Source organism: Photorhabdus khanii NC19 (assembly GCF_000517265.1).
Taxonomy (GTDB): Bacteria; Pseudomonadota; Gammaproteobacteria; order Enterobacterales; family Enterobacteriaceae; genus Photorhabdus; species Photorhabdus khanii.
Genome location: NZ_AYSJ01000014.1, coordinates 386987 through 413640, shown reverse-complemented (window position 1 = coordinate 413640; position 26654 = coordinate 386987). Strand labels below are relative to the sequence as shown.

General features: G+C 41.7%; 24 protein-coding genes, 1 tRNA gene and 3 pseudogenes. 16 read left to right on the top strand and 12 right to left on the bottom strand.

The window, feature by feature from the left end; translation table 11 throughout:
- Positions 1-125: 125 nt before the first annotated feature.
- From PTE_RS17360 to yieE, 5 genes are all read right to left on the bottom strand, one after another.
- Positions 126-914: an ABC transporter ATP-binding protein gene (locus tag PTE_RS17360; RefSeq protein WP_036849210.1), complete on the bottom strand. Its 789-nt coding sequence runs from the start codon at positions 912-914 to the stop codon at positions 126-128.
- A complete protein-coding gene (locus PTE_RS17355) occupies positions 911-1996 on the bottom strand; it encodes a FecCD family ABC transporter permease (protein WP_036849208.1) in 1086 nt (361 codons plus the stop codon). Before PTE_RS17355 ends, PTE_RS17360 begins: the two co-directional genes overlap by 4 nt.
- A gap of 24 nt (positions 1997-2020) precedes the next feature.
- Positions 2021-3172, bottom strand: coding sequence for an ABC transporter substrate-binding protein (locus PTE_RS17350; protein WP_152961748.1), 1152 nt, complete (start codon positions 3170-3172; stop codon positions 2021-2023).
- 308 nt (positions 3173-3480) lie between these two features.
- Complete coding sequence (locus PTE_RS17345; RefSeq protein WP_036849204.1) at positions 3481-4962, bottom strand: amino acid permease; 1482 nt, start codon at positions 4960-4962, stop codon at positions 3481-3483.
- Between the two features lie 154 nt (positions 4963-5116).
- Positions 5117-5980, bottom strand: coding sequence for a DNA-binding transcriptional regulator YeiE (gene yieE, locus PTE_RS17340; RefSeq protein WP_036849202.1), 864 nt, complete (start codon positions 5978-5980; stop codon positions 5117-5119).
- Between the two features lie 189 nt (positions 5981-6169).
- Between yieE and PTE_RS17335 the strand changes: the two genes are divergently transcribed.
- Both PTE_RS17335 and nfo read left to right on the top strand, forming a co-directional pair.
- Positions 6170-7252, top strand: a complete 1083-nt coding sequence (locus PTE_RS17335) for a YeiH family protein (RefSeq protein WP_036849201.1) — start codon at positions 6170-6172, stop codon at positions 7250-7252.
- 110 nt (positions 7253-7362) lie between these two features.
- The gene (nfo, locus tag PTE_RS17330) at positions 7363-8205 is read left to right on the top strand and encodes a deoxyribonuclease IV (protein WP_036849200.1); all 843 of its coding nucleotides are present in this window, start codon (positions 7363-7365) and stop codon (positions 8203-8205) included.
- Between the two features lie 9 nt (positions 8206-8214).
- Here the strand turns inward: nfo and fruK are convergent, their stop codons facing one another.
- Positions 8215-9153: a 1-phosphofructokinase gene (gene fruK / locus PTE_RS17325; protein ID WP_036849198.1), complete on the bottom strand. Its 939-nt coding sequence runs from the start codon at positions 9151-9153 to the stop codon at positions 8215-8217.
- A gap of 206 nt (positions 9154-9359) precedes the next feature.
- On the opposite strand from fruK, the gene PTE_RS17320 reads away from it, so the two are divergent.
- The 3 genes from PTE_RS17320 (at position 9360) to yeiP (ending at position 11861) form a co-directional block, all read left to right on the top strand.
- Entirely contained in the window at positions 9360-9779 is a 420-nt protein-coding gene (locus PTE_RS17320) for a nucleotide triphosphate diphosphatase NUDT15 (RefSeq protein ID WP_036849196.1), read from the top strand.
- A gap of 116 nt (positions 9780-9895) precedes the next feature.
- Positions 9896-11155, top strand: coding sequence for a tryptophan permease (mtr, locus tag PTE_RS17315; protein WP_036849194.1), 1260 nt, complete (start codon positions 9896-9898; stop codon positions 11153-11155).
- Positions 11156-11288: 133 nt separating this feature from the next.
- Positions 11289-11861 (top strand): elongation factor P-like protein YeiP, encoded by a 573-nt coding sequence (gene yeiP, locus PTE_RS17310; protein ID WP_036849192.1) that lies wholly within the window; start codon positions 11289-11291, stop codon positions 11859-11861.
- A 231-nt stretch (positions 11862-12092) separates the two neighbouring features.
- Here yeiP and PTE_RS17305 read toward each other — a convergent pair whose 3' ends face one another.
- Positions 12093-12410, bottom strand: a complete 318-nt coding sequence (locus tag PTE_RS17305; RefSeq protein ID WP_241826038.1) for a hypothetical protein — start codon at positions 12408-12410, stop codon at positions 12093-12095.
- 439 nt (positions 12411-12849) lie between these two features.
- Between PTE_RS17305 and PTE_RS17300 the strand changes: the two are divergent.
- Both PTE_RS17300 and mepS read left to right on the top strand, forming a co-directional pair.
- Positions 12850-13560, top strand: a pseudogene (locus PTE_RS17300) (phosphatase PAP2 family protein).
- A gap of 358 nt (positions 13561-13918) precedes the next feature.
- Positions 13919-14494 carry a bifunctional murein DD-endopeptidase/murein LD-carboxypeptidase gene (mepS, locus tag PTE_RS17295; protein WP_036849190.1) on the top strand — a complete coding sequence of 192 codons (576 nt, stop codon included), beginning with the start codon at positions 13919-13921 and terminating at the stop codon, positions 14492-14494.
- A gap of 69 nt (positions 14495-14563) precedes the next feature.
- Here mepS and PTE_RS17290 read toward each other — a convergent pair whose 3' ends face one another.
- The 3 genes from PTE_RS17290 to rsuA form a co-directional block, all read right to left on the bottom strand.
- Positions 14564-14908, bottom strand: coding sequence for a YejG family protein (locus tag PTE_RS17290; protein WP_036849188.1), 345 nt, complete (start codon positions 14906-14908; stop codon positions 14564-14566).
- Between the two features lie 892 nt (positions 14909-15800).
- Positions 15801-16988, bottom strand: a complete 1188-nt coding sequence (locus tag PTE_RS17285; RefSeq protein ID WP_036849186.1) for a Bcr/CflA family multidrug efflux MFS transporter — start codon at positions 16986-16988, stop codon at positions 15801-15803.
- 119 nt (positions 16989-17107) lie between these two features.
- A complete protein-coding gene (gene rsuA / locus PTE_RS17280; RefSeq protein ID WP_036849183.1) occupies positions 17108-17809 on the bottom strand; it encodes a 16S rRNA pseudouridine(516) synthase RsuA in 702 nt (233 codons plus the stop codon).
- Between the two features lie 276 nt (positions 17810-18085).
- Between rsuA and radD the strand changes: the two genes are divergently transcribed.
- Positions 18086-19843, top strand: coding sequence for a DNA repair helicase RadD (gene radD / locus PTE_RS17275; RefSeq protein WP_036849182.1), 1758 nt, complete (start codon positions 18086-18088; stop codon positions 19841-19843).
- A 146-nt stretch (positions 19844-19989) separates the two neighbouring features.
- The gene (gene rplY / locus PTE_RS17270; protein ID WP_036849181.1) at positions 19990-20274 is read left to right on the top strand and encodes a 50S ribosomal protein L25; all 285 of its coding nucleotides are present in this window, start codon (positions 19990-19992) and stop codon (positions 20272-20274) included.
- 71 nt (positions 20275-20345) lie between these two features.
- Here rplY and yejK read toward each other — a convergent pair whose 3' ends face one another.
- On the bottom strand, positions 20346-21350 hold the full coding sequence (yejK, locus tag PTE_RS17265) for a nucleoid-associated protein YejK (protein WP_036849180.1): 1005 nt from the start codon (positions 21348-21350) through the stop codon (positions 20346-20348).
- A gap of 273 nt (positions 21351-21623) precedes the next feature.
- Here yejK and PTE_RS17260 point away from each other — a divergent pair, with 273 nt between their 5' ends.
- From PTE_RS17260 to PTE_RS17230, 7 genes and pseudogenes are all read left to right on the top strand, one after another.
- On the top strand, positions 21624-21851 hold the full coding sequence (locus PTE_RS17260; protein WP_036772527.1) for a YejL family protein: 228 nt from the start codon (positions 21624-21626) through the stop codon (positions 21849-21851).
- Between the two features lie 32 nt (positions 21852-21883).
- Complete coding sequence (gene yejM / locus PTE_RS17255; RefSeq protein ID WP_036849179.1) at positions 21884-23623, top strand: LPS biosynthesis-modulating metalloenzyme YejM; 1740 nt, start codon at positions 21884-21886, stop codon at positions 23621-23623.
- Positions 23624-23698: 75 nt separating this feature from the next.
- Positions 23699-23775: transfer RNA gene (locus PTE_RS17250), tRNA-Pro, on the top strand.
- Between the two features lie 245 nt (positions 23776-24020).
- Positions 24021-25031: an IS982 family transposase gene (locus PTE_RS17245; protein WP_036849177.1), complete on the top strand. Its 1011-nt coding sequence runs from the start codon at positions 24021-24023 to the stop codon at positions 25029-25031.
- Between the two features lie 3 nt (positions 25032-25034).
- Positions 25035-25319, top strand: a pseudogene (locus PTE_RS17240) (ISKra4 family transposase); the annotation flags it as partial.
- A 194-nt stretch (positions 25320-25513) separates the two neighbouring features.
- Positions 25514-25774, top strand: coding sequence for a type II toxin-antitoxin system ParD family antitoxin (locus PTE_RS17235; protein WP_036849175.1), 261 nt, complete (start codon positions 25514-25516; stop codon positions 25772-25774).
- The gene (locus PTE_RS17230; RefSeq protein WP_036849174.1) at positions 25764-26063 is read left to right on the top strand and encodes a type II toxin-antitoxin system RelE/ParE family toxin; all 300 of its coding nucleotides are present in this window, start codon (positions 25764-25766) and stop codon (positions 26061-26063) included. Before PTE_RS17235 ends, PTE_RS17230 begins: the two co-directional genes overlap by 11 nt.
- Before the next feature lie 305 nt (positions 26064-26368).
- On the opposite strand, the pseudogene PTE_RS23980 reads toward PTE_RS17230, so the two are convergent.
- Positions 26369-26654: pseudogene (locus PTE_RS23980) on the bottom strand (group II intron reverse transcriptase/maturase); the annotation flags it as partial.

Below are 26654 nucleotides of genomic sequence, written 5' to 3'. Positions count from 1 at the left end.
GCATGATAATACGAGCGAAATAGCCCATCCCTCACTTATTTATAAGTACCGTTCCGATTTCTATGCGCTGTCCATTCCCATGTTTTATCAATAATATTTTTTTAAACAATACGTTACAATAGGTTCTAACTGGCTAACTTGGAAACCAATCCATCAATCAATACCTGCGGAACACCCTGAGAACAATATTCAATTCTGCCTCTGACCCCATAAACTTGTGCCAAACTATCCGGCGTAATAACTTGTTCAGGAATGCCTTCAGCAATTAAATTCCCTTTTTGTAACATTAATACATGGTTACCATGGCGCAAAGCGATATTAATATCATGCACCACTACTACCGTAATAATATTACGACGATATGTTTCTTGTGCAACCAAATCCATGACATGATATTGATAATTTAAATCCAGCGCACTGAGTGGCTCATCTAATAATAACAATGTTGGCTTACGAATTAACGATTGTGCCAATCCAACTAACTGTTTTTGACCACCGGATAATTGATCTAAATAACATAACGCCAGATGTTCAATCCCCAACTGACGTAATAAAGACATCACTTCTTCTTCGCTGGTTTCAGAATGACGCCCACCGGAGGCCCGCTGCGCAACAATAATGGATTCCAGCACATGTAAATGAACACCAGCAGGCAAACTTTGTGGCAAATAAACCACATTTTCTGCCCGCTGGGCAAAATTCATTTTCATCAAATCCTGACCATCGAGCCAGATCTGCCCGCTTGCGCGATTTAATCCAGCCAAAGAACGCAAAAGTGTTGATTTTCCGCTACCATTTGGCCCCAGTAATACCGTAATTTTTCCACGGGATAACGTTGAAACATTTAAATTTTCAATGACCGGATTTTTCGGATAGCCCGCGCAAAAATTATTAATCGTTAATCCCTGATTCATACATTCCCCCTATGGCGTAAAATTATGCTAAGGAAGAATGGAACCCCAACTAATGCGGTAACTATCCCAACCGGAATAATGACACCTGGGATCAAGTTCTTCGAGACAATCGACGTCATAGACAGCACTAATGCACCAATCAGTGCACTGGCAGGCAAATAGAAGCGGTGATCTTCCCCAAACATCATACGAGCAATATGGGGTGCAACCAAACCGATAAAGGCAATTGGTCCGACAAATGCAACCGCTAAAGCGGAAAGAATACTGATACGCAGCAATGTACCCAAGCGCAGGCGACGAACATCAATACCAAAACTGATTGCACGATCTTCACCCAAACGCAACGCTGTCAATTTCCAAGCATTCATCATTGAAATCGGAAATATAGCTGCAAATACCAGCAACATAACACCCAGTTTTATCCAAGTTGCTCTGGCAAGGCTACCCATTGTCCAGAGTACCAACCCCTGAAGGGTATCCTCAGTTGCAATAAACTGCATCATGGAAACCAGTGCATTGAAAGTAAAGTACAGCGCAATACCAAACAACACCACGCCAGAAGTGGCAGCCCGTGTCCAACGGGTAATACCATCCAGCATCAACGCTGACAGAAAAGCAAAAATAAAGGCGTTCGCAGAGATGAGCCATTGGTCAGGCAGGCCCGGAATACCAACACCTGACACGATGGCCAACGCAGCACCAAATGCAGCCGCCTGAGAAACCCCTAAAGTGAAAGGGCTTGCCAATGGATTATTCAGAATTGTCTGCATTTCAGCACCAGCCAGCCCAAGAGACAGACCGATCACCACCGCCATCAAAGCGTAAGGTAAACGGATATCCCAAACAATAACCCGTGTACCCGCATCCATACTCTCTGGTGACACTAAAGTCTGCCAGAGAGACTGCAAAGATAAACCTGATGGCCCTATAGTAAAATCTATTACCAAGGAAACACCGATAACCAGGAAGATGAACACCATCATCACGATACGCCGGCGTAAAATATGTTGGTAATGGGCTTTTACACCGTTGTCATCTGATTGTTGTTTCACCGTTGGCATAAGCTCGGTAGTGGCACTCATTGTTTCTGTTACCTATCTTACTAATTACTTCTCACTGACCCAATAAACACCTGATGGCTCAACTGCCAGGAATTTATTGTGTAATTCATTCAGTGTCTTCTGTGGATCTAAATCTGCAAACTGTTCAGGATAGAACCACTTAGCAAATACCTGAGCAACTATCACGTTATACGGAGAGTTGTAATAGTTATGCCAAATAGCATAATCTCTGCCCTCTTTAACCGCAGTCAACGAGCTAATACCTTTACGTTCAGTCATTGTTTTCAGACTGGCTTTTGCCAATTCAGGCGTTGATTGCGCCCCTAGCTTTACACCAGGTTCATTGCTGTCTGGCGCTTTTGCTCCACTGGCAATGTAAATATAAGGATCAACGGCAATAACTTTTTCGAGGTTCATGTTGCCAAGCGCGCCTGGCAGAACATCTTTAGCAATGTTTTTGCCACCAGCCAGATCGATAAAGTTACCCAAATTACCATTACCGGCCGTCCCACAGCAGTCTTCAAAAGCGCCGGCTCTCAAGTCGATAAATACGCTTGGCTTTTTCTCTTCTGAGATTTTACTGGTGATATCAGTCACCAATTTGACATTTTTCTCGTAAAAATCAGCGTACTCTGTCGCTTGTTTTTCACGGTGCAGTACTTTACCTAGCATACGAATGCTCGGGAGCGTGTTTTTTAACGGCTCAGTACGGAAGTCAACAAAGACAACCGGAACACCTGCCTTTTCAAGCTGGGTAACTAATTCACTGTTCTTACCAGGCCCATGACCGGATAAGCCAAAAATAGCAATGTCTGGATTGAGGGTTAACACTTTTTCAGCGCTAACGCTGTCAGCGCTGGTGTTACCAATCAAAGGGATCTTGTCAATTTCAGGAAATTTAGCTTTATAGACAGCATAGGACTGTGGGTCCAATTTGCGGAAATCACCTTGCCAACCCGCGATACGAGCCAGGGGCTTATCTCCTTCAAGTAAAGCGACAGCATGAAACAAACGGCCTTCGCCCAACAAAATACGGTTTATATTCTCAGGAACTTCAACAGTGCGACCCGCTACATCAGTGACCGTTTCAGCCCATGACGCGAAGCTTGCCATGACTGCTGAACCCGCCAATAGGCCGATACTGATACTTTTTGCAATAGATCGAGATACAAATTTCACTTTGCTAGCCCCTTTCATATTAATAATTATGGCGCTAACAATAAAGTAAACGAGAATACTTATCAATGTTATTTACACAGATTTTAGTAAATTGAGTAACTAATTTCATACTAACCCTATGAAAAATAAAAAACCGCCCATTCGGTTACAAAATGGGCAGTTTCTTCTGACTTCTATTAATAACTGTTTATTTACTCCAATAAATAAACGTTAAGATAATAATAAATCAATCGTGAATCAAAATAAAAACCCGTAAAACCATGCCGAATTAACATTTTTCCCAAGATCCCTGCCGGCCTGTCAATCATCATTTAGCATGATCAAATTCACTTATTTGGGATATCAGGAAATTTCATCTCGTTATATTTAATAAAATTAGTTTTCTTCACCAATTTATAACCAAACCAAATCAACAAGAATAATGGAATACCAATATAAGTTGCGGTTACACCATACCAGTCAATTTTGTCTTGTAGAAATGCCTGGTAATTCTGCCCTAATGTGATGGTCAGACACAGAATAAACGCAAAGATTGGACCAACCGGGAAAAACCCTGAACGATAAGGCAGTCTACTTAAATCCAGCCCCTGAGCGATGTAACCACGGCGGAAACGATAATGGCTGATAGCAATCCCCAACCAGGCAATAAAACCTGTCATACCTGAGGTATTCAACAGCCACAAATAGACGGTCTGGTTACCATACATTGAACTAAGGAAACACAAAGCAGCAACAACCGTTGTTGCATACAAAGCATTACGCGGTACACCCCCTTTGGATAATTTTCCAAAAATCTTCGGTGCCTTGCCCTCTTTTGCCAGTGTGAACAACATACGGGTAGAGGCATACATACCTGAGTTACCGGCAGACAACACCGCTGTCAAAATAACAGCGTTCATCACAGCCGCAGCTGATAATAAACCGGCATTTTCAAATACCAGCGTAAACGGACTGACGCTGATATCACCGACCTCATTACGCAGTAAACTTGGGTCAGTATAAGGAATGATCAGACTGATAATCAGGATCGCAAAAATATAGAACAGCAGGATACGCCAGAATACTTTACGTACCGCGCGGGGAACATTTTTCTCTGGATCTTTGGATTCACCCGCCGCGATACCAATCAGTTCAGTTCCCTGGAAAGAAAACCCCACTATCATTGCCACGCCGATCATGGCAGAAAAGCCACCGGCAAAAGGCGCATCACCCACAGTCCAGTTATGCCATCCGGCACCTTCCGCACCTTTCATGATACCGCTTATCATCAGTAATCCAACCGCGATAAAGACAATAATTGTGCTGACTTTAATCAAAGAGAACCAATATTCAGCCTCACCAAAACCTTTCACTGAAATAAAATTCAACAGGAAAATCAGTGCGAGGAATAGCGCGCTCCAGATCCAGCCCGGCATATCGGGTAACCAGTAATTCATCACCAACTGAGCAGCAACCAAATCCACAGCGATAGTCACCGCCCAGTTGTACCAGTAGTTCCAGCCAAGGGCGAAACCAAATCCTTCTTCAACATATTTGGAACCATAAGTTGAGAAAGAACCGGAGACAGGCATATAAGCAGCCAATTCCCCCAGGCTGGTCATCAGGAAATAAACCATCAGGCCAATTAATGCATAGGAAAGTAATGCTCCGCCAGGCCCGGCTTGTGAAACCGTCGCACCTGAAGCCACGAATAGCCCGGTACCTATTGATCCGCCAATGGCAATCATCGCCATATGCCGTGCTTTCAATTCACGGCGCAAATGTTGCGCTACTGGTTTCTGGGAAACACTTTGTTGTTGTTGAGACATTCTGTTCCTGTTAGCTGCAAATAAGTCTGATGGCGGATTGTAGCAAATCCTCACTGTCAAAATAGCGAGGAAGCGCTGTTATAAGATACCTTCATAATTCAGAGAAAATTATAAGTAATACAGGTAATTCTAAATTTTAAACAGAATGTAAAACTCACCGGCAATAACTGAGCAGTTTTTGCAGTGCATTGGACATGTGCTTCTGCCGATGATGAATCAGGTACAACATTCTGAAAAGTTTCAACTCCGGCACTTTTAACTCCAGCAAAGTACGATTTTCCAATTGCTCTGCAACGACCCGTCTGGATAAACAACTAATCCCCATACCAAATTTGACTGCATGTTTTATCGCTTCGGAATTTCCCAACTCCATCAAAATCTTGAACCCAGGTAAGCGGGCAAACAACAGATGATCCAACACCTCTCTTGTCCCCGACCCCCTTTCCCTTAATATCCATGATGCTTTGGCTAAATCATCCAGTTTCAGATTCTGTTGAGCTAATGGGTTTTTAGGAGAAGAAAAAATAACCAGTTCATCCTCCATCCAGAGCTGAGTTATCAATTCAGGACTATGGCAAGCACCTTCTATCAAACCAAGGTCAACGCGGAATTCGAGTATAGAATTGATAACATCCTGTGTATTACTGATGTTTAACTCCAGAGGTGTATCCGGAAAATCCTGGCGATAATTTGCCAACATTTCCGGCAACATATAATTACCAATGGTACTGCTGGCAGCAATACGTAATGCCCCCAATTCCTGTTTGAATAACAGCTGAATTTCCCCCACCTGCTCCAGCAATGCCAAAGCCTTGGGGTAAAGTAAACGACCATGCTCATTAGTCACCAACCGTTTTCCTACTCGGTCAAAGAGCTGTACGCCAAGCTGGCTTTCCAAATCCGTTAATGAAGCACTCACTGCGGATTGAGATAGCGCTAACTGCTGGGAGGCTTGTGTCGTTGAACCGCTTTTCAATACCTCCGTGAAAACTTCCAATTGCCTCAATGTGATATGCATATTGCCCCGCAAAATATGGTGTCATCGAAATAGGTTGTTTTAATTTTATACAGTAATAAACAACTTAACAAAAACCCTCTTTTTATTACCACTTTTTACGATTATACATAAAAATATTATCAATTTTAATGATAAATTGATTTGCTATATGCTTATGTTTAAAACATATAAGCAAAGTGAGAAATATCTATGTCTGACATTCATGAAGAAAAACTCAGTCAACAACCGTCAATTCCCGGTATGAACTTAATACCTGGACTCATACTGGCGGCAATACTAACTGCAATTTCAATATACGCCGGAAATATCCCGTGGTTTGTTAATATGGGACTGGGTGCACTGACACTGGCGATCCTTGCAGGAATCGTTGCCGGTAATACCGTCTATCCTTTACTCAAATCTCATTGTGATAAGGGTATCCATTTCTCAAAACATTATCTTCTGCGAGCAGGGATTATTCTTTATGGCTTCCGTCTGACATTTCAGCAAATTGCCGATGTAGGCACTACCGGTCTTTTGATTGACGCTATTATGTTGTCTTCAACGTTCTTTATTGCAATCTGGCTGGGCAAATCACTCTTTGGATTAGATCAGCAAACCTCAATGCTGATTGGTGCCGGCAGCAGTATCTGCGGTGCAGCGGCCATTATGGCAACAGAACCGGTAGTGAATGCCCCCGCCAGCAAAGTTGCTGTTGCAGTGTCAACAGTTGTCATCTTCGGTACTATCGCTATTTTCATTTATCCATGGTTCTATCAGCTCAATGAGCATTATCAGTGGATCCCATTGACTCAAGAAGCTTTCGGTATCTTTACAGGCTCCACCATTCATGAAGTTGCTCAGGTTGTTGCTGTCGGTCATGCTATTGATGATCAAGCTGAAAACGCGGCAGTTATCAGCAAGATGATTAGAGTTATGATGCTGGCGCCATTCTTGTTATTTTTATCCAGTTACATCAGCCGGACTGGCGCAAAAAACGGAGAGAAAAACCAAGCGAGAACGCCGATTACCATTCCCTGGTTTGCGGTAATTTTTATTGCAATAGCAGGTTTTAACTCGTTCGATTTATTACCTGCAAAAACAGTGAGTTATTTGATTCAGATTGATACTATTATGCTTGCCATGGCAATGGTTGCACTAGGTTTAACCACGCATGTGAGTGCCATCCGTCAGGCTGGATTTAAACCCATTTTACTGGCTCTGATTTTGTTTGTATGGCTGATGGTTGGTGGATTCTTGATAAATCTGGGCGTTCAATATTGGTTTGGTTGATCGGAACATATGCATTGAAGAGCTTCAACAATCTATGACCTTCTCCGTTCTTAAGGTTCAATAAGCGATTGAACAATGTCAAAATGGTGTAAATAGGAAGGAGAAGAATGATGAAATTTATTGGAGCACATGTCAGCGCTGCCGGCGGCGTCGATCAGGCAGTTATCCGGGCTCACGAACTAAAAGCGACTGCTTTTGCCCTGTTCACAAAAAACCAGCGCCAGTGGAATGCACCACCTTTAGCCACTGACATTATCGATAAATTTAAAGAAAATTGTGAGCGCTATGGATACGGTAGCCGGCAAATTCTCCCTCATGACAGTTATCTGATTAATCTTGGTCACCCAGATACTGAAGCACTGGAAAAATCCAGGCTGGCTTTTGTTGATGAAATGCAACGTTGTGAACAACTGGGTGTCGATTTATTGAATTTCCATCCTGGCAGCCATCTCAATAAGATAGATGTGGATAAATGCCTGGCACGAATTGCAGAATCTATCAACATCGCTCTCAATAAAACACAGGGAGTCACCGCTGTTATCGAAAATACGGCAGGTCAGGGTACAAATCTGGGGTTCAAATTTGAACATCTGGCAGCAATTATTGACGGAGTTGAAGATAAAAGCAGAGTTGGCGTCTGTATTGATACTTGTCACGCCTTTGCCGCTGGTTATGATTTGCGTACCGATGACGTTTGTCAGCAAACTTTTCAGGAGTTTGAAAAAATTGTTGGCTTTCAATATCTGTGCGGAATGCATTTAAATGATGCAAAAAGTGAATTTGCCAGCCGTGTTGACCGACATCATAGCCTTGGGGAAGGGAATATTGGCAAAACACCGTTCAGTTATATTATGCAAGACGCTCGTTTTAATGGAATTCCGCTAATCCTTGAAACAATTAATCCAGATATTTGGCCACAAGAAATCGCCTGGCTGAAATCACAACAAAATTAATGGTCCTTTTCATTTAACGGGTGTCAGTTCAATTTTAGCCATCATTGCAGCTAATTCAGGGCGATTGCTGATACCCACATTAGGCTGACTAACGGCAAGCGCCGACACAGCCGTTGCCAATCGCAACGTGTGTTCACTGGATTCCCGCATCAGCAAACCATAAACCAAACCACCGACCATTGAATCACCAGCCCCCACAGTGCTGACAACTTTACAATGCGGTGGTTTTGCCAACCATGCTCCAGATGCATTAACCCATAATGCGCCCTGCTCACCCAAAGATATAACGACATGAGCAATTCCCTGGTCCCTGAGTTGATGTGCAGCCATGATCACATCGGATAGTTCAGGTAACAAGCGCCCCGCCCAGACCTCAAGCTCATAGCGATTCGGTTTAACCAACCAGGGAGACGCTTTCAGACCTGCAACCAACGCCTCACGGCTGCTGTCGAAAATAATACAAGGGCAAAGCTGACGCAGATGGGACATCCAATTGGTAAACGATTCAGCAGAGACACCCGCCGGTAAGCTACCACTGACAACAACCATATCAAACTGTCCGAGCCATGAAAGCGAATCATTAACAAATTCCGACCATTCCGCTTCACTAACATAAAAACCAGAGAAATTGAAATCCGTCACTTCACCGCTTTCTTCTGTCAATTTAACATTAATCCGTGTTCTACCTGGCACTAAATGGAAACGATTTTCCATGCCATTTTCACTGAAGAATTGCTGAAATCCTTCCTGATTTTCCCTACCCAGAAAACCACTGACAGTGACATCAATGCCTAAATCACGCAAAACTTTAGCAACATTATTGCCTTTCCCAGCAGCATGCAGTCCGGCTGCTTGCACACGATTAATCGCCCCTTTGACGATTTCCGGGCACAATCCAACCAAATCATAAGCTGGGTTTAAGGTGATAGTGGCAACTCTACGGCTCATTTTGCCCGATGTCTCCTAAGTAGATAATCATCATCATTACTATGAATTTTCAGTTCCATTTATACCATTAAAATTGAATCGTTTCAGTTAAATTCCATACTTTCTTGATCGTTGTCTTAAACTGATTTACGGGTAAGAATAGTCTTGAATTTTTTTCTCAAAAAGAGATGCTAATTTGCTGAAACTTATCTGAAGGAATATATCAAATGTCCGTAATTGTTGGTGTTGGCGTTGTTATTGTGAATGAATATGGTCAGGTATTACTTGGAAAACGCAGCAGTAAACATGCGCCATACTGGTCAATATTTGGTGGTCATGTTGATGCCGGAGAAACATTTGAACAATGTGCAATCCGTGAAATTGAAGAAGAAACAGGTCTGACGATACAATCACCAAAAGTCTATGGTGTTTGTAATAATCTTCAAACGTATCAAAAAGAAGGAAAACATACCATTTCAGTCTGTTTGCTGGCTAAACACCCAGGTGGTGAGCCAAAATTAATGGAGCCGGAAAAATGCGAACAACTTATGTGGTGCGATCCTGATAATCTCCCTGAACCTCATTTTGAAGCCAGCCGGAATGCCATAAAAATGTGGCAAGAGAATAGCTTCTATCTTACTGAATGAACCAACTTATATCAGTTCAATTTCAAATAATCCTTTATGACGTCTATTTACACTCTATATACAAAAATGTATCTTTAAGCTAGTACAAAGAAACAATATACTCAGCAGGAGTTAATATGTCCATTGAGACAACTCAGAGTTCAAAGCGCCCTTCCATACTTGGTGGAGCAATGATAATTGCCGGAACCTCTGTTGGTGCAGGAATGTTCTCCACTCCCGTGGTGACTTCCGGTATCTGGTTTACTGGCTCAATTATTCTGCTGGTTTACACATGGGCTTGTATGTATTTTTCCGGCTTAATGATTCTGGAAGCCAACCTGAATTATCCATCAGGTGCGAGCTTCCATACTATGACTAAAGATTTACTTGGCAAAGGATGGAATGCGATCAACGGCATCTCAATTGCATTCGTTCTCTACATACTGACCTACGCCTATATTTCAGCCGGCGGCTCAATCATTGCCCATAATTTTGAAAATATTATTCCAATATCACAGGCTAGCACCGGCTTTATTTTCGCCTTTATCGTCGCTTTTATTGTCTGGCTATCAACTAAAGCAGTCGATCGTCTGAGCACGATTTTGATCGGGGGTATGGTTATTGCTTTTTTTATGTCCGTTAGTGGCATGTTTACAGAAGTTAAATCTGTTATCCTGTTCAATCAAAGCAATGCTATACCAAGGGATACGGCAGCAAGTTATATGCCTTACGCTTTAGCCGCTCTGCCCTATTTATTGGTTTCATTCGGATATCACGGTAACGTCCCAGGTTTGGTGAAATATTATCATAAAGACAGCAAAGCCGTTGTTCACAGTCTGTTATTTGGTACATTAATCGCACTGACTATTTATATCCTATGGCAATATGTTATTCAGGGGAATATTCCCCGTGAAGCATTCAAACAGATTATTGCTGATGGCGGGAATATCGGTGATTTACTGAAACAAATGGATAATACAACCAACAACACAACCGTTACCCAGCTTCTAAACGCATTCTCTTATATGGCGCTGGCAAGTTCATTTCTTGGTGTCTCTTTAGGGCTGTTTGATTACATAGCTGATTTCTTTGGTTTTAAAGATAACAACACCGGCCGGTTAAAATCTGCATTAGTGACATTTATTCCACCTACAGCCCTGGCTTTGCTGTTTCCCAATGGTTTTCTGTACGCCATTGGCTTTGCCGGATTAGCTGCAACCATCTGGGCCGTTATTGTTCCTGCACTTATGGCGCGGGCAAGCCGTCGCCGCTTCCCTGATGCCAGTTATCGGGTGCCAGGCGGGAAATTCCTTATCGGATTTATCATTCTGTTTGGCTTGATGAACGCTGTAGCTCATATCCTGGCCTCCTTTGATTTATTGCCCGTGTATCGCTGATATACCCGATATTCTTTCTACAAACCCCAACGTAAAAAAACGCTGGGGTTTTCTGATCCCCACTTGCCTAATTCCCTAACTGCGAGTAATTTTGTCGCCGATTATTCTCTCCCAGTTTTATGGAAGGTTACATATGGCTAAAGCCAACGAAATTAAACGCGGTATCGCCGTCAGTTATAATGGTAAGTTACTGCTGGTCAAAGATATTGATATTCAAGCACCAAGCGCCCGGGGAGCCAGTACACTATATAAAATGCGTTTTACCGATATCCGCACCGGGCAAAAAGTGGAGGAACGTTTCAAAGGCGATGATATCATTGATACAATTAACCTAACTCGTCGCAGCGTTAATTTTTCCTATATTGATGGCGATGAATATGTCTTCATGGATGATGAAGATTTCACGCCTTATCATTTTAAAAAAGAACAAATCGAAGAAGAATTGCTATTTATCCCTGAAGGTGGTCTGCCGGGTATGCAAGTTCTGACCATAGAGGGGCAAGTTATTGCCCTTGAACTGCCACAGACAGTCGATATGGTCATTGAAGAAACTACCCCCGGAATTAAAGGCGCCTCAGCCAGTGCGCGGACAAAACCTGCAAAAATGAGTACCGGGCTGATCGTCCAAGTACCTGAATATATCAGTAACGGCGAAAAAATCCGTATTCATATTGCAGAACGTCGCTATATGGGGCGTTGTGATTAACAACATTAGCTAATCCTAAGTTGCTCTGTATAAAACAGAGCAACCTATTTTCGATTATTTCATTAACTATCCGTTTACCTTTATACTTTAGACATGATTTGAATTTCCAAATAAAATGCAAGCGTAAATTCGTCATTGACTTTCATTAATATGATGAGAAAATGAAAAATAAAATTCCAAATATTCTTCAGTTAAGTATTGAAGAGATAATATTTAAGATTTCTCTTAATATCAATTATAGGAAATTGTAACAATTCCAATTTTCTTTTCTCCTTTTACCCATTTAATTTCTGTTACACCAATTTGGTGTGGTAAATAAAAATAAACATCATTTTGGAAATCCAGTTTTCGTCGCTGGGTAATTTTATCTCCTTTTCGCCAGCAAGTGGTATCAGTCCAGTGATCATACCAATCAAAACGACACGGTGATTCAACAATTGCACCTGAAAAGTGAATAACCCCTGTACCTGATTGTGTCTCTGATTCACTACTCACAACACCAGGAATCATCAGGAAAAAACAACCCACCATAACCCGGAACATAGACATAAAGCCCTCGCCATAAGACAGCATTATTTGCTGAGACCTCCAAATGTAAAATCAATCTGGAAATCGGAAAAATTTATGAGTCCATGCTATTGGTAACGGCTATTTTCGTTGTTTTTTTACTGTATTTAGCTTTTAAAACTGATTAAAATATTTACATCTTTTAACATGGAAATTATCAGAAGTAATTATTAATAAATTAAAAATTTATAACTTTAAATATCCCCGCCATCACTCAATAAAAACGAAAAAATTGAGCATAAATATTTACCAAATCAAATAAACATCTGAAGGAAAAAGCACAAAATAGATAAAAAAAACACCAGATTAACTTATGATAGGAACTGGATTCATGACATTATTACCTAACACTTGTTACATTAACCTACATAATTATGAGCTTGATTATTACTGAATTTTACTTTTAACAAATAGGTATCCTATGACATGCAGTCACCCATTTGCCATATTTACACTTAACCTGTTAGGGATTACTTTATTTCTCTCCTGGTATTTACCAAAGCACCACAGTTTTTGGTTAAATATCGATTCTTCAATCTTCTACTTCTTTAATGAGAAATTAATACCAGGTTCAAAATTTACAGAGTTTGTAGCATTTGTGAATATCAAGGCTTTCGATGTAATTTCACTTTTATGTATGGGATTACTTTATTAAAGCATATTTCGTAAGCAGAATTACGCAGGCAAACGCAGATTATTCATGATTGGCCTGGTCATACTGATAAGCACAATTATACTTAACCAAATCGGTCATCAGCTCCCTGTCATTCGTCCATTCCCAAGCCCGACATTAACATTTGATAATATCAATCGCATTAGCGAAATGGCTAATCTGATGACTAAGGATTCATCCGGCGATAGTTTTCCAGGCGATCATGGATTAATGCTACTCACTTTCAGTTGCTTCATACTTCGCTATATCTCAGTTAAAGCATTCTCCATTGCATTACTGATTATGGTCATATTTGCGTTACCCCGCATTATGGCGGGAACACACTGGTTTACTGATATTGCAGTCGGTTCTTTATCTCTGGTTCTCATTGGAGCAAGTTGGTTATTACTAACACCATTAAGTGACATAATGATTAACTGGTTGGATAAGAATCTACCGCAAATTGGTTACCCAGTATAAAACCCTTCTTGCACACCCTTTTTACTGATGAATATTGGGGAGGTATTTAACCTTCCTGATTGCTCATAAGATCCACATAAATAACATAAATTAGCAACATTGCTAATCTCTCGTACTAAGAAATCTAATTTTTTGTAAATTATGCCATTAAATACTCGCCTTTTCCTGATTGTTTCTGTACTCTCGGTCTGAATAACATTTATTGTAAATATCGTTATAAAACGTGGCGTCCAGCGCGTTTTTGCACCAAGCGCGTTGTTTACTTATTGCTTTTTCTAACACCAGTCTTCGAAGCGTTTGATATTTTTCAATAATAGCGACCAATTTAAGGTAAGGATAGCAAGGGAAAACAAAAATAATGGTCAAGTCTCAACCGGTACTGAGATACATTACGCGGCTGATACCCGCGCTGTTCGTAGCGATCACTTTATCCGCGTGCAGCTCACCAGATTCTTCAAAGTTTCGCAATACACAAACTGATACGCATGCAGTAAACGGTAAGAACGGCTTCTTACTTCAAGCGTCTCAGGATGAATTCGAAGCGCTGGTTCGTAATCTGGACATAAAATCCAAAATTCTTAGCCAATACAATGGCTGGAAGGGGGTTGCCTATCGACTCGGCGGTAACACTAAACGCGGTATTGATTGTTCTGGCTTTGTTCAACGTACTTTCCATGACCAGTTTGGCATGGAACTACCACGTTCAACATTTGAACAACAAAACATTGGTAAAAAAATCGACCGCTCAAAATTACGTCCTGGCGATCTGGTTTTGTTTAAGACAGGTGCCCACACAAGGCATGTTGGTATCTATGTTGGCAATGAGCAATTCGTTCATGCCTCCACCAGCAATGGTGTGATTGTTTCCAGATTAAACAGCGCATACTGGAGCAAACGTTATTATGGTGGTCGCCGGGTCATCAACGCCTCCTAACAGCTAAGAATTCTTTCCCTTGCGTACAAAAAAGCGCTTCCACCAAAGGAAGCGCTTTTCGCGTTTATATCAGAATGGGTAGAGAGCTGTTATCTTTTCAGCAATCGCAGCGCCAAGCGTCTTCAAGCGACACATAACCGCACTCTCGTCTTCACTGTCAACAAACAAGCACGGCTGGCCTTCCCACTCAATCACAGTACTTTCAATTTGCATATCAGCAAGAGATTGCTGTAATTTTTGCATAACATTCCATGCAGCCATATCCTCGTGGCTGAGTAACTTCAACCCCATCAGGCTGCTTTTTACATTCACTTCATCAACTGGAAGTGGCTCAACTTTGATACCCACAAAACCGGGTGACCACCTGTAACTTTGCGGTAGTCGATGTACCACCGAAAGCTGAATATTATTCACAAATTATTCCTACCTGAAAGAACATAGATACAAAAGTTAAAGTTAGCGACTATCTTCAGGTGTTCTACTCGCCAAAACCGAATAACTAACTCCCCAAAAAGGTAAACAAAAAGTTAAATTTGTGTTTATAGTATTACATTAATTTTAAACTTCACCTTAGAAAAAATGAGATCAAGCTCGCATTTCGCATATATTTATACTTTTTTAAAAGAAAACTCAACTTATTTTTATGCAAAAAACTAACTGTATGTTTAATGATTGTTTACATATTTTATTTTTTCAACTCAAATCTTTAACATAAAAATCAAACAAGAACTGTAAAAACAAATAGATAACAATGTGTTTTATAAGGAAAGATTAATAATAACCTAATGATAACGCTCTTGAATATTTTTAATTTAACAAAAATACAACAACAGACTTATAATCACTATCAATGTATTAATAATTACTTATTCCCACAGCAAAACAGTTCGGAATTTCCTTGCATTTACACGTCAACCTCTCAGCCCAATCCGAATATAAAAATCAATAAATACGGCATATAAGAAGTAACAAAAGAATGAAACAACAATAGCTTCATTCCTGAAGAATATAGATATCATCAAACCATTCAATATCTAAATATTCCTAATATTCAGGAGGCAACCCAATAATCCCGCTAATATCATTAGAATTTTTAATAAAAACTTTAGTGATACAGAAAATGTTTTTTATACCACACAGTTATACTATCCCATGGCTTAATAGCAGATATTCTAATAACACAATGTGGCACAATCTCCTAATCTGAATGGTTATTTAAAGGAATATATCAACGAAGAAAGACATCATTCTGTAATAAATTACGCCTCCCTAAGGAAAAGGCTACACATAAAGCAGCCTTCTACTTTTAACCACGACCTTTTTTTGCATATATAACAAACAAAGTAGCCAAAATAACACATAAAACCATAGAACCAACCATTGGCCAGGCACTGCGCGCAGGTAACATGGCAAGTAATACCCCAACCAAAGCACTAATCCCAAAACGAATGGTACCTGCCAGTGAAGATACTGTCCCTGCCATATGCGGGTAACCATCTAAAACCACCGCCATTACATTGGATGTAATCATAGCAATACCACAGACATAAGCTGCTACACCGATGACCAAAGAAATAAAACCAAAATTCAGTGCGGTAGAAAGCAGCAGCCAGATCCCCATAATAAACTGCACACTCAAACCAAAATACATCATTCTCAACGCACCAAAACGCTGTACATAACGACTATTTATTGTTGTCATCACAAACAGAAATACGATATTAATCGCAAAATAATAACCAAATTTCTGCGGCGACACACCATTCAACTCAATATAAACAAATGGCCCGGCACTGAGAAAAGAAAACATTCCCGCAAACGAAAATCCGCTGGCAAGCATGTAACAAAACACACGACGCTGGCGGAATAACATAATAAACTGGCTTATGGTTGTACGGAGATGAAACTTTTGTCTTTTCTCTTTCGGTAAAGTTTCTTTTATAAAGAAAGCGACAAGGAATACCCCAATAACAGCAGTAATTGCAATACTCCAGAAAATAGCATGCCATGTGAACCAAATCATCATCATGCCACCAAGAATTGGCGCAATTAATGGTGCAATGGTCATTACCAATATCACAAAAGACATACTGCGTGAAAATTCATCTTTCGTGAACATATCCCGCATCAAAGCATTAATAACAACACTCGCCGCAGCGGCGGAAAACCCATGCAAAAACCGCATATAAATAAAATCGTCAATATCCTTGGCTATCGTACACGCGGCTGAAGCCAGAGCAAACACAATAACGCCACCCAGAATAACCGGCTTACGGCCCAAACTGTCAGCCATTGGGCCATATATCATCTGACCGATAGCAAAACCAAGAATATAACTGCTCAATGTCATCTGAACCCGCCCACTGTCCACACCGAAATCTTCGGCAACGGTCGGCAAACTGGGTAAGTACATGTCAATGGCAAGAGGCATTAACATAGAAAGCAGCCCAAGGATCAAAATCAACCCTAAATAGGATGATCGTTGTTGTTGCACGCGTATTACTCCAATAATTTAAAATGATTAACTAAAACTAAGAACCTGCCCCAGCAGGCATGATTGTTACGGACTGTTCTTGTGAATGTGTAATAGCCCTAAAGGGATGAACTCTAAGATTAAGGGGCATTGACACTGGCTACTTCTCGCTCAGTTAACGGTCGGTACTCCCCGGGTTCCAATTCAGGATCTAAGATAATTTCACCGATTCGCTCACGATGAAGCTCTGTTACCCGATTACCTACCGCTGCAAACATGCGTTTTACTTGATGGTAACGCCCTTCACTGATAGTCAGACGGGCTAATTGAGGTGCCAGAATTTCCAGTTGAGCAGGTTTTGTCAGTGTTTTTTCACCATTGAGTTGGACACCCGCAAGAAACTTATCTGCTGTCCCTTCTGCAACAGGATATTCAAGAGTGACCAGATAGGTTTTTTCACAATGATGTTTTGGGGAAGTAATACGATGGGACCATTGACCATCATCAGTCAGCAAAACCAGACCCGTGGTATCCATATCCAACCTGCCAGCCGTGTGTAATTTATGCGCCGCTGGCTCATCAACAAAATAGAGAACCGTCGGATTCACCGGATCATCCGTGGAACAGACATACCCCTGCGGTTTATTTAGCATAAAATAGCGAGGCCCTTGCTGCTGTTCCAGTAATGAACCATCAAACATAACCTGTTGCTCTGGAGCTAATTTATAAGCCCCGGCGTTTACAATCTCATCATCAACAGTGATACGCCCCGCGCGCAACTCACGCCCTACTTCATTCCGGCTGATACCAAGCTGTTGTGACAAAAATTTATCCAATCGCATGGATGAAGATACCTGTATTAAATTAATTTAAAAATAAACGTGACCCTACTATCTTGATCTTACAACGCAAAGCCACCAAAAAAGATGATGTGAGATGAATTCAAAAGCTTTCAAAGCTAATCATAACCATGTTTACTATAAACAACAATTATCTATTTGTTATAACGGGTTATAGTTTCACTTAATCAGACAATTATCTCACCTTACTTCTATCCACAGCAAATTGATAAGAAAAATGTTACTCTTCCGCGAATATTTTTCTGTTGCGGAACGAATATGACTTTCACTTTACGTCCCTATCAGCAAGAAGCTGTGGATGCCACCGTTAATCATTTCCGACATCATCGTGAACCCGCAGTTATTGTGTTACCAACCGGAGCAGGTAAAAGCCTGGTTATTGCTGAACTGGCAAAATTGGCTCGCGGGAGAGTCTTAGTATTGGCACATGTAAAAGAATTAGTTGCACAAAATTACAGCAAATATTGCGCATATGGTTTACAAGCAGATATTTTCTCCGCGGGATTGCAGCAGAAGCAAAGTTCAGGAAAAGTGGTTTTTGGCAGCGTACAATCTGTCGCCCGTAATCTTCAGCACTTTGATAATCAATTCTCTTTACTGATAATTGATGAGTGCCATCGTATCAGTGATGATGAAAACAGCCAGTACCTGCAAATTATTCATCATCTTCGGCAAAATAACCCGCAACTCCGTATTCTTGGCTTAACAGCGACACCTTACAGGATGGCTATCGGCTGGATATATCAATATCACTATCACGGTATGATCCGCGGTGATGAAAATAGTTTTTTCCGTGATTGCATATATGAATTGCCATTACGCTATATGATTAAGCACAGTTTCCTGGTCCCTCCGCAGCGACTGGATATGCCAGTTATGCAATATGATTTCAGCCAGGTCCGCTCCAGTCAGCAAGGTATTTTCAATGAAACGGATTTGAACCGTGAAATCAAACGACAAGAACGCATCACACCTCATATTATCAGGCAGATCATTGAATATTCGGCTGACCGTAAAGGCGTTATGCTTTTTGCTGCAACAGTCGAACATGCCAAAGAGATCTTTCAATTACTTCCTTCCGGCCAAGCCGCATTAGTCAGCGCCAATACATCACCTACTGATCGTGATCTATTTATCGAAGCCTTTAAAACTCAGCAATTGCACTACATGGTTAACGTTACCGTATTAACTACCGGATTTGACGCACCTCATGTCGATCTAATAGCCATTCTGCGCCCTACCGAATCCGTCAGCTTATATCAGCAGATTGTCGGCCGTGGTTTAAGATTATTTCCGGGTAAAAAAGATTGCCTTATTCTCGACTATGCAGGAAATCCTCACGATCTCTACACACCGGAAGTTGGCAACAGTCGGCCAGATAAGCAGAGCCAACCGGTTCAGGTATTCTGTCCTATCTGTCACTTTGCCAATATATTTTGGGGAAAATGTACCTCCGACGGTGAAATTATCGAACACTTTGGACGCCGCTGTCAGGGCTGGGAAGATGATCAACACGGCAAACGTCATCAATGCGATTTCCGCTTTCGTTTTAAACTCTGTCCTCATTGCGGTGCAGAAAATGACATTGCAGCGCGGCGTTGTCACAGTTGCCAGGAGGTGTTGGTCGATCCCGATGATATGCTGAAAGCGGCATTAAAACTCAAAGATGCCTTGGTACTGCGTTGCGGTGGTATGCAACTCATCCCAGGAACTGACAGTAAAGGAGAATGGCTGAAAATCATCTATTATGATGAAGATGGTGCCGATGCCTCTGAACGCTTCCGGCTTACAACCCCGGCTCAACGACGGCTCTTTGAACACCAGTTTCTCCATCAGCATCAACGTGCCCCAGCGGTACCTTTTAACTGGAAAACGGTTTCAGACATCGTTAATCAGCAACCTTTATTACGTCATCCCGATTTTGTCGTCGCCCGTAAAAAAGGTCAGTTCTGGCAGATTCGTGAAAAGATCTTTGATTATCAAGGACGCTTTCGCCGGGCAGATGAATTGTATTAATAGGCCCCAATTGACGTATTCCATTTGCTGTCACAACCATTTTTCGCTAGAATGCCGCCCGTTTAGCGCCCGCGTTAAACCAAATCCCGAACCTGCTGCTGGGTCGCCTGTAGCAGGATTTATTTTCTTCTTTAAAGAGAAAAATAATGTTTACTATTAATGCAGAAGTACGTAAAGAGCAGGGCAAGGGTGCGAGCCGCCGCCTGCGCAGAACTAACAAGTTCCCAGCTATCGTATATGGTGGCAACCAGGAACCTGTTTCTATTGAACTGGATCACGATCAAGTTATCAATATGGAACAAAAAGCAGAATTTTATAGCGAAGTTCTGACTCTGGTTATCGACGGTAAAGAAACTAAAGTTAAAGTGCAGGCTGTACAGCGCCATCCGTTTAAACCAAAACTGGCGCACATTGACTTCCTGCGTGCTTAATTAGCCACAGTCGAGCTTTTCGGGACGCCGAGTAAATAACGCCGCATTTGCGGCGTTATTTATTTTAGGGATCAATGACCACCACTACGGCGCTGTAACTGGTCACGTAAATTTGGTGGAGTGCCCTTAATTGTTAAAGTGTCCGTTACCGGATCCCAGAAAATTCTTTCGCCAAATAACATTGCATCGAAATTAATTGTCAATCCGCCACCACTTCCGGCAAATTTAGTTAACTGACGCAATGTACTGCGATCTGCTGGAAAACACGCTTCCAATTCATAACCTTGTTCCTGAGAAAATTGCTGAAAATTCTGCTCACCAAATGTTGGCAATTCCTGAGACAACTCCTGAATCTCAATTTCCTCTCCTGCCTGCAATTGTTCATTACAATAGCTGTATACTTGCTGGCGATATGCCTGACGCTCATTTTTATCAAGCTGACCTGACTCACAATAATCATCAACGGCCTGCAACAGCCCTTTATTCTGAGCCTTAGCATTCATCCCTTCACTGGCAGCGAGAAAATCCATAAAGAAATCTGAAACCTTACGTCCTACCCGCCCTTTCAGGAACGTTAAATAACGGCTTGATTCAGGATTGGTTTCCCACTCAGTCAAATCTATACGGGCAACAATATCAGCATGAGGAATATCCAGATAATGCGTGGTATTTAGATCCAGATTATCGTTAACAGACATACTGTTACAGCTATTAAGTACAGCAATCAGCAAATACTCTACCGCCAGATAGCGATACTGACAGAACAGGACCGTCCCACCTTCAGCAAACGGATATTTTGCCAGTTCATCCCTCAGACGTGCCGTTGCTGCGCGACTGAACCCCAGAAAATCTTCATCACCTTTACGCTGATGTCTGAGCGCTTCTGCCAATTCACTCTCTTCATTAAACAGGCCATAAGCTTTACTTTTTGCACTATACACACGGTGTAATTCAGCCATCATATCTTCCACCACCCGATCGGTGGCGAGCAGAGAATCACGCAGCACGACATCCAGCGTCTGCTCATCACGCTTGATTAATTGATGCAAGGCAATTTGGTCTATTTGCAGACTCATTCTTTCTACTCCTTTCGCTGCTTATTTCATTCGCATCTAACGGCGTATTCAAACACTGATAACCAACTGCTGCAATAAAAAACCCTGGGAAAAATAATGTTTCGCCACGTTCCATCAACTATTATTTACTGACAGATATCAGAAAATTGCTAAAGACGCGCTATTACTGCAACATAAAATCTTAACCGTGAATTAATTTGCCACAAAAGAGCAGAAAATCACGCACCTATACGGTAAGATAGTGTGCTTTGTTAGTTCAGGAAGTCTAAATTTATGCCACAGTCATCTCGTTATAGTGACGAACACGTTGAACGTTTATTAACAGAATTGGTCAGTGTTCTGGAAAAAAACCATACGCCGACAGACCTTTCTCTGATGGTACTTGGCAATATGGTAACAAATTTAATCAATACGAGTGTGTCTCCTGCCCAGCGCAGGCATATTGCCGACTCGTTTGCACACGCGCTTAAATCTTCAGTAAACGAAGATAAAGCCCATTAATTTTTAACTAAAGACCACAACGTAAACAAAATATGGTGACTAGCCGTCAGCGTTATCGTGAAAAAGTGTCCCAGATGATTAGCTGGGGGCATTGGTTTGCCTTGTTTAACATCCTACTCAGTCTTGGATTAGGTAGCCGTTACCTGTTTGTTTCTGACTGGCCGGGTTCGCTGCTCGGCCGAGTCTATGCTTTGACCAGTTGGCTTGGGCACTTTAGTTTTATTGTTTTTGCCGCTTATCTGCTGATTCTGTTTCCACTGACATTTATTGTCATGTCACAGCGCCTGCTCAGGTTTCTTTCGGCCATTTTCGCCACAGCCGGGCTGACACTGTTAATATTCGACATTACCATCTACCACCGTTTCCACCTTCACCTAACACCTTTAGTTTGGGATTTAGTTATCAATCCTGATCAAGGGGAACTGGCGCGGGACTGGCAACTTATGTTCATCTGTATTCCAGTCATTTTTCTGGTACAGATGTTATTTGGTACCTGGAGTTGGCAGAAACTACGCAGCCTGAGTCGGCAACGGATTGGTAAGCCATTGGCTGCCGTCCTTATTTCTGCCTTTTTGGCTTCCCATATGATGTATATCTGGGCTGATGCTAATTTTTATCGTCCGATAACCATGCAACGCTCTAACCTGCCGCTCTCTTATCCAATGACAGCGCGCAAGTTTCTTGAAAAACATGGCCTTCTGGATCAACAAGAATATCAGCGCCGTCTTATGCTACAGGGAGATCCTGCTGCATTAACAGTGGAATATCCACTTAACGATCTGACTTATCAGGATAAAGGCAGCGGATACAACCTGTTAATACTAGTGGTTGATGGGCTGGATAATAAAGACATTACAGAGAATATGCCTGTACTCTCCCATTTCAGAGAAACCGGCATTCAGTTCAATCAACATTTCAGTAATGGAATCCAAAATGATACCGCCCTATTCGGGCTGTTTTATGGTATTTCTTCTGGCTATCTGGATGGAATACTTGCTGGACGTAAATCATCCGCACTGATTAATGCACTGACTCATCAGGGATATCAGTTCGGCTTATTCTCCTCTACAGGATTTAATACTCCGCTTTATCGTCAGGCATTACTTTCCGACTACTCATTGCCCACTGCGATCAACCAAAGTAATCAACTTACGGTAACACAGTGGCAGCAATGGCTGAATTTACCCACTAACAGCGCCCCGTGGTTCTCCCTCTTGAAAATGAGTGGACTGGATGAAACTAACGCACAAGGTAATACGGCGGCTCTCGATGTTCAAATTAATGCTGTATTAGAGACGCTGAAAAACAAAAACGCGCTAAATAACACGGTCATTGTTATTACCGCCGCGCATAGTGAAATCACAGCTACGCATCCACCAAAATGGATAAATAATGGCAGATTTAATCGTGATCAAACGCATGTTCCCCTGCTTATTCATTGGCCAGGAACACCATCACAGACCATTGATAAGCTGACAAGCCATCAGGATGTTATGACAACATTGATGCAACGTTTGTTACATGTCAGCAACTCTCCTGATGATTACTCTCAAGGCGAAGATCTGTTTACAGCGCAACGTAATAGCCCATGGATTATTACCGGTGATAATGGTTCTCTGATCATTACAACCAGTGAGAACACCCTGTTTCTGGATAAAAACGGTGATTATTCCTTATATGACCTCGAAGGCAACGAAGTTAAAGATGCTAAACCCAATCTGGCACAACTGTTACAGATACTCACAGAGGTTAAACATTTTATAGCTAATTAAATGCTTAAAAATCAATCGGTCATTGAATTTAGCACTTGCTTTAATTCATAAAATCAGTAGTATAATAAAAGTTATCGGCATGTAGCGCAGCTTGGTAGCGCACCGTCATGGGGTGTCGGGGGTCGTAGGTTCAAATCCTATCATGCCGACCAAATTTCCCCAGAAAAACCAACCTGTTAGGGTTGGTTTTTTTATGTCTGAGATTTGTCTCTGGTAAAATTATGGTAAAACTCCGATTTAAAACCTGGCATTTACAAATCATCTTCCATCACTTAAAGCATAAAATTATCTAATTAACCTGAACTCTGCTTAAGAAAGGAAAGAAAAAAGGAACTAAGAGCCTTAGGCACGATCAACGTTTTTGTATAGAAAACAAAATCGTGGAGATCCTCAGGCTATGATGACTTTAGAAGAACTTTACTGCNGCGTCGATGATTTTTGCCAAAAATTTATTCCGCTTTGGGAACAACAGCTCATCGAGAATAACCTGCTTAAACGCCATCGCGCCGCTTCCCTGTCACTGAGTGAAATCATGACGCTCCTCATTTTATTTCACATGAGCCACTATCGTCATTTCAAAGCGTTTTATATTGAGCATGTGCAACAGTATCTTAAGGCTGATTTCCCCCATCTGGTCAGTGACAACCGAATAATAACCTTGAAGAAAAGCGCGATTATCCCGTTGTGCGCTTTTCTTTCTTCACGCAAAGAAAAATCACAAGGCATGGCTTTTATCGACTCCACCAAAATCGCCGTTTGCCATAATCTTCGTATTCCCCGAAATAAGGTTTTTGAGGGGGTAGCACAACGGGGGAAAACCAGTATGGGGGGGTTTTATGGTTTTAAACTTCATTTGGTCATTAATGATTGTGGGGAGCGTTTGTCTGTCAAATTAACGCGGGGAAATACAGATGCTCGCCATCCGGTTAAGGAATGGGTAAAAGGATTAACAGGACATCTGTATGGCGACAAAGGGTATNNGNTCCTGGCTTTTTGTGGGGAGCGTTTGTCTGTCAAATTAACGCGGGGAAATACAGATGCTCGCTATCCGGTTAAGGAATGGGTAAAAGGATTAACAGGACATCTGTATGGCGACAAAGGGTATTTATCACAAGCTTTAAGTGATGAACTGGAGGCAGAAGGGATAACACTTATCACACGTGTTCGTTGCAATAGGAAAGCCAAGTTTTTATCGATTTGGGATAAGATTATGTTAAGAAAGCGTTTTTTGATAGAGACCGTGAATGACCGATTGAAAAATATTTCTCAGATAGAACATTCACGACATCGGAGTATAGTCGGCTTTTTGTTGGAGGTCGTATCGGGCTTAATTGCATATCCATTCCAACCGAAAAAACCGAGCTTAAATTCACGTGATTCTGAAATCGCTATCCTTAAGCAAAGCTGAGGTTATATTAAGAATAACCGCATGATGATCCCAAATTATGGTGAAATGTACCGGTATGGCGAACCGATTTCCTCTTCATTTGTTGAATCGACGATCAATGAAGTTATCGCTAAACGTATGGTGAAGAAACAGCAAATGCAATGGAGTCAACAGGGTGCACATTACTTGCTCCAGACACGAATAGCAGTACTCAATAATGATTTAAAAACTCGATTTGAGCATTGGTATCCTGGGATCAAATTAAGCGAGGAAACGGATCACTATTTGTCGGAGGCTGTTGCGGCATGAGTGCCCCACACTTTTTTATGCTCTCTTGTATAAGGGGTCTGAAGCCCAACAGTACGGAAACGCACGAAAAGTATGTTTTTTAACCAAAATGGACATTTGGCGGTAGTCACGCGAAAAATAAAGGACACTCCCAGAGTGTAAGAATATGTCTTATACTATAGAATATTAATTAATGAGCTGAAATGAGGTGTATTATGGTATCACGTACAATGACAGTGGATACTGGCGAAGAATTACGGGGTTTTGTAGAAAGCCTGGTCGAATCAGGTTATTACAAAACTAATAGTGAAGTTGTTCGGGAGGGATTACGGTTGTTACAGGAAAAGCAAGCTGAGTCTAAACTAGAAGCGCTTCGTCAGCTAATTGATGAAGGTGATAACAGTGGCAAAGCCATAGCGTGGGATATAAATACCTTCTTTACCCGTATGAAAAATAAAGCACATAATGTCCAGTAAAACCTTTTTTCTAAAGCCTAAAGCTGAACAGGACTTAGAGGCTATTTTTGAATACAGTTACCAAAAATTTGGCCTGGAAAAAGCGCATCAATATATCAAGGATATCGACAGGGCTTTTCATACACTTGCCGAAGAGCCCAGGCTGGCCCGGAGTTACAGCCATGTTCGACCTGGGCTAAAGGCATTCCCGGTTGCTTCACACATTATCTTTTTTCGTTTAATGGCAAATGGGATCACTATTGTAAGAGTTCTGCATCAATCTATGGATTATCAACGGCACATAGAGTGAGTACTGAGAAATTAAAGCCAGTGTTTCAACTCTTGAGCGATATGCGGCTGCTTGTGGAGCATCCATTAAAATCGTCATGGGATAAACTGACATGCAAGAGAAGACCGACAAAGAGCTGCGCTTCATATGCTCCCTGCTACGGGTACCGTAAGGATTCCTGCGTAAATGGAGAGCATAAAAATGTGTGGGATATTTGGGGTTGCGGTTGAGTAGACCCGCCGGTTACCCAGACGGGCCCCTCCTCAGAACCGGATGTGCGGAACTACCGCATCCGGCTCCCGACAGATCAGTGTCCCCACACATATTCAGCGAGTCCAGAGTATTGATCGGGTTTTCCATTTCGTTGGATAACCCAGCATTTTCAAGATCAGATTCAGCTTTTTCCACGTCAGTCGGCGACGACCCCCTTTACGGTTGAACCATCTATAGATTATTCGCATACTTTGGTAGATAAACTGCCCAACTCGTCTCTGGTTATCAGATATGCCGTGATAGTTTATCCAGCCTCTGATCACTCTGATGACGGTATTCAGGATTTGCCGTTTGTCGGGTACTCAGATTCTTCCATAGAAAGTCCCTGAGTCCCTTCAA

What these genes read in the sequence shown, in the direction of transcription:
- PTE_RS17260 (WP_036772527.1), top strand. Translation starts at nt 21,624, where the DNA reads ATGCCACAGTCATCTCGTTATAGTGACGAACACGTTGAACGTTTATTA.
- mepS (WP_036849190.1), top strand. Translation starts at nt 13,919, where the DNA reads ATGGTCAAGTCTCAACCGGTACTGAGATACATTACGCGGCTGATACCC.
- PTE_RS17360 (WP_036849210.1), bottom strand. Translation starts at nt 914, where the DNA reads ATGAATCAGGGATTAACGATTAATAATTTTTGCGCGGGCTATCCGAAA.
- PTE_RS17230 (WP_036849174.1), top strand. Translation starts at nt 25,764, where the DNA reads ATGTCCAGTAAAACCTTTTTTCTAAAGCCTAAAGCTGAACAGGACTTA.
- PTE_RS17320 (WP_036849196.1), top strand. Translation starts at nt 9,360, where the DNA reads ATGTCCGTAATTGTTGGTGTTGGCGTTGTTATTGTGAATGAATATGGT.
- radD (WP_036849182.1), top strand. Translation starts at nt 18,086, where the DNA reads ATGACTTTCACTTTACGTCCCTATCAGCAAGAAGCTGTGGATGCCACC.
- PTE_RS17305 (WP_241826038.1), bottom strand. Translation starts at nt 12,410, where the DNA reads ATGTCTATGTTCCGGGTTATGGTGGGTTGTTTTTTCCTGATGATTCCT.
- yeiP (WP_036849192.1), top strand. Translation starts at nt 11,289, where the DNA reads ATGGCTAAAGCCAACGAAATTAAACGCGGTATCGCCGTCAGTTATAAT.
- PTE_RS17345 (WP_036849204.1), bottom strand. Translation starts at nt 4,962, where the DNA reads ATGTCTCAACAACAACAAAGTGTTTCCCAGAAACCAGTAGCGCAACAT.
- PTE_RS17235 (WP_036849175.1), top strand. Translation starts at nt 25,514, where the DNA reads ATGGTATCACGTACAATGACAGTGGATACTGGCGAAGAATTACGGGGT.
- PTE_RS17335 (WP_036849201.1), top strand. Translation starts at nt 6,170, where the DNA reads ATGTCTGACATTCATGAAGAAAAACTCAGTCAACAACCGTCAATTCCC.
- yejK (WP_036849180.1), bottom strand. Translation starts at nt 21,350, where the DNA reads ATGAGTCTGCAAATAGACCAAATTGCCTTGCATCAATTAATCAAGCGT.
- fruK (WP_036849198.1), bottom strand. Translation starts at nt 9,153, where the DNA reads ATGAGCCGTAGAGTTGCCACTATCACCTTAAACCCAGCTTATGATTTG.
- mtr (WP_036849194.1), top strand. Translation starts at nt 9,896, where the DNA reads ATGTCCATTGAGACAACTCAGAGTTCAAAGCGCCCTTCCATACTTGGT.
- PTE_RS17355 (WP_036849208.1), bottom strand. Translation starts at nt 1,996, where the DNA reads ATGAGTGCCACTACCGAGCTTATGCCAACGGTGAAACAACAATCAGAT.
- rplY (WP_036849181.1), top strand. Translation starts at nt 19,990, where the DNA reads ATGTTTACTATTAATGCAGAAGTACGTAAAGAGCAGGGCAAGGGTGCG.
- rsuA (WP_036849183.1), bottom strand. Translation starts at nt 17,809, where the DNA reads ATGCGATTGGATAAATTTTTGTCACAACAGCTTGGTATCAGCCGGAAT.
- nfo (WP_036849200.1), top strand. Translation starts at nt 7,363, where the DNA reads ATGAAATTTATTGGAGCACATGTCAGCGCTGCCGGCGGCGTCGATCAG.
- yejM (WP_036849179.1), top strand. Translation starts at nt 21,884, where the DNA reads ATGGTGACTAGCCGTCAGCGTTATCGTGAAAAAGTGTCCCAGATGATT.
- yieE (WP_036849202.1), bottom strand. Translation starts at nt 5,980, where the DNA reads ATGCATATCACATTGAGGCAATTGGAAGTTTTCACGGAGGTATTGAAA.
- PTE_RS17350 (WP_152961748.1), bottom strand. Translation starts at nt 3,172, where the DNA reads ATGAAAGGGGCTAGCAAAGTGAAATTTGTATCTCGATCTATTGCAAAA.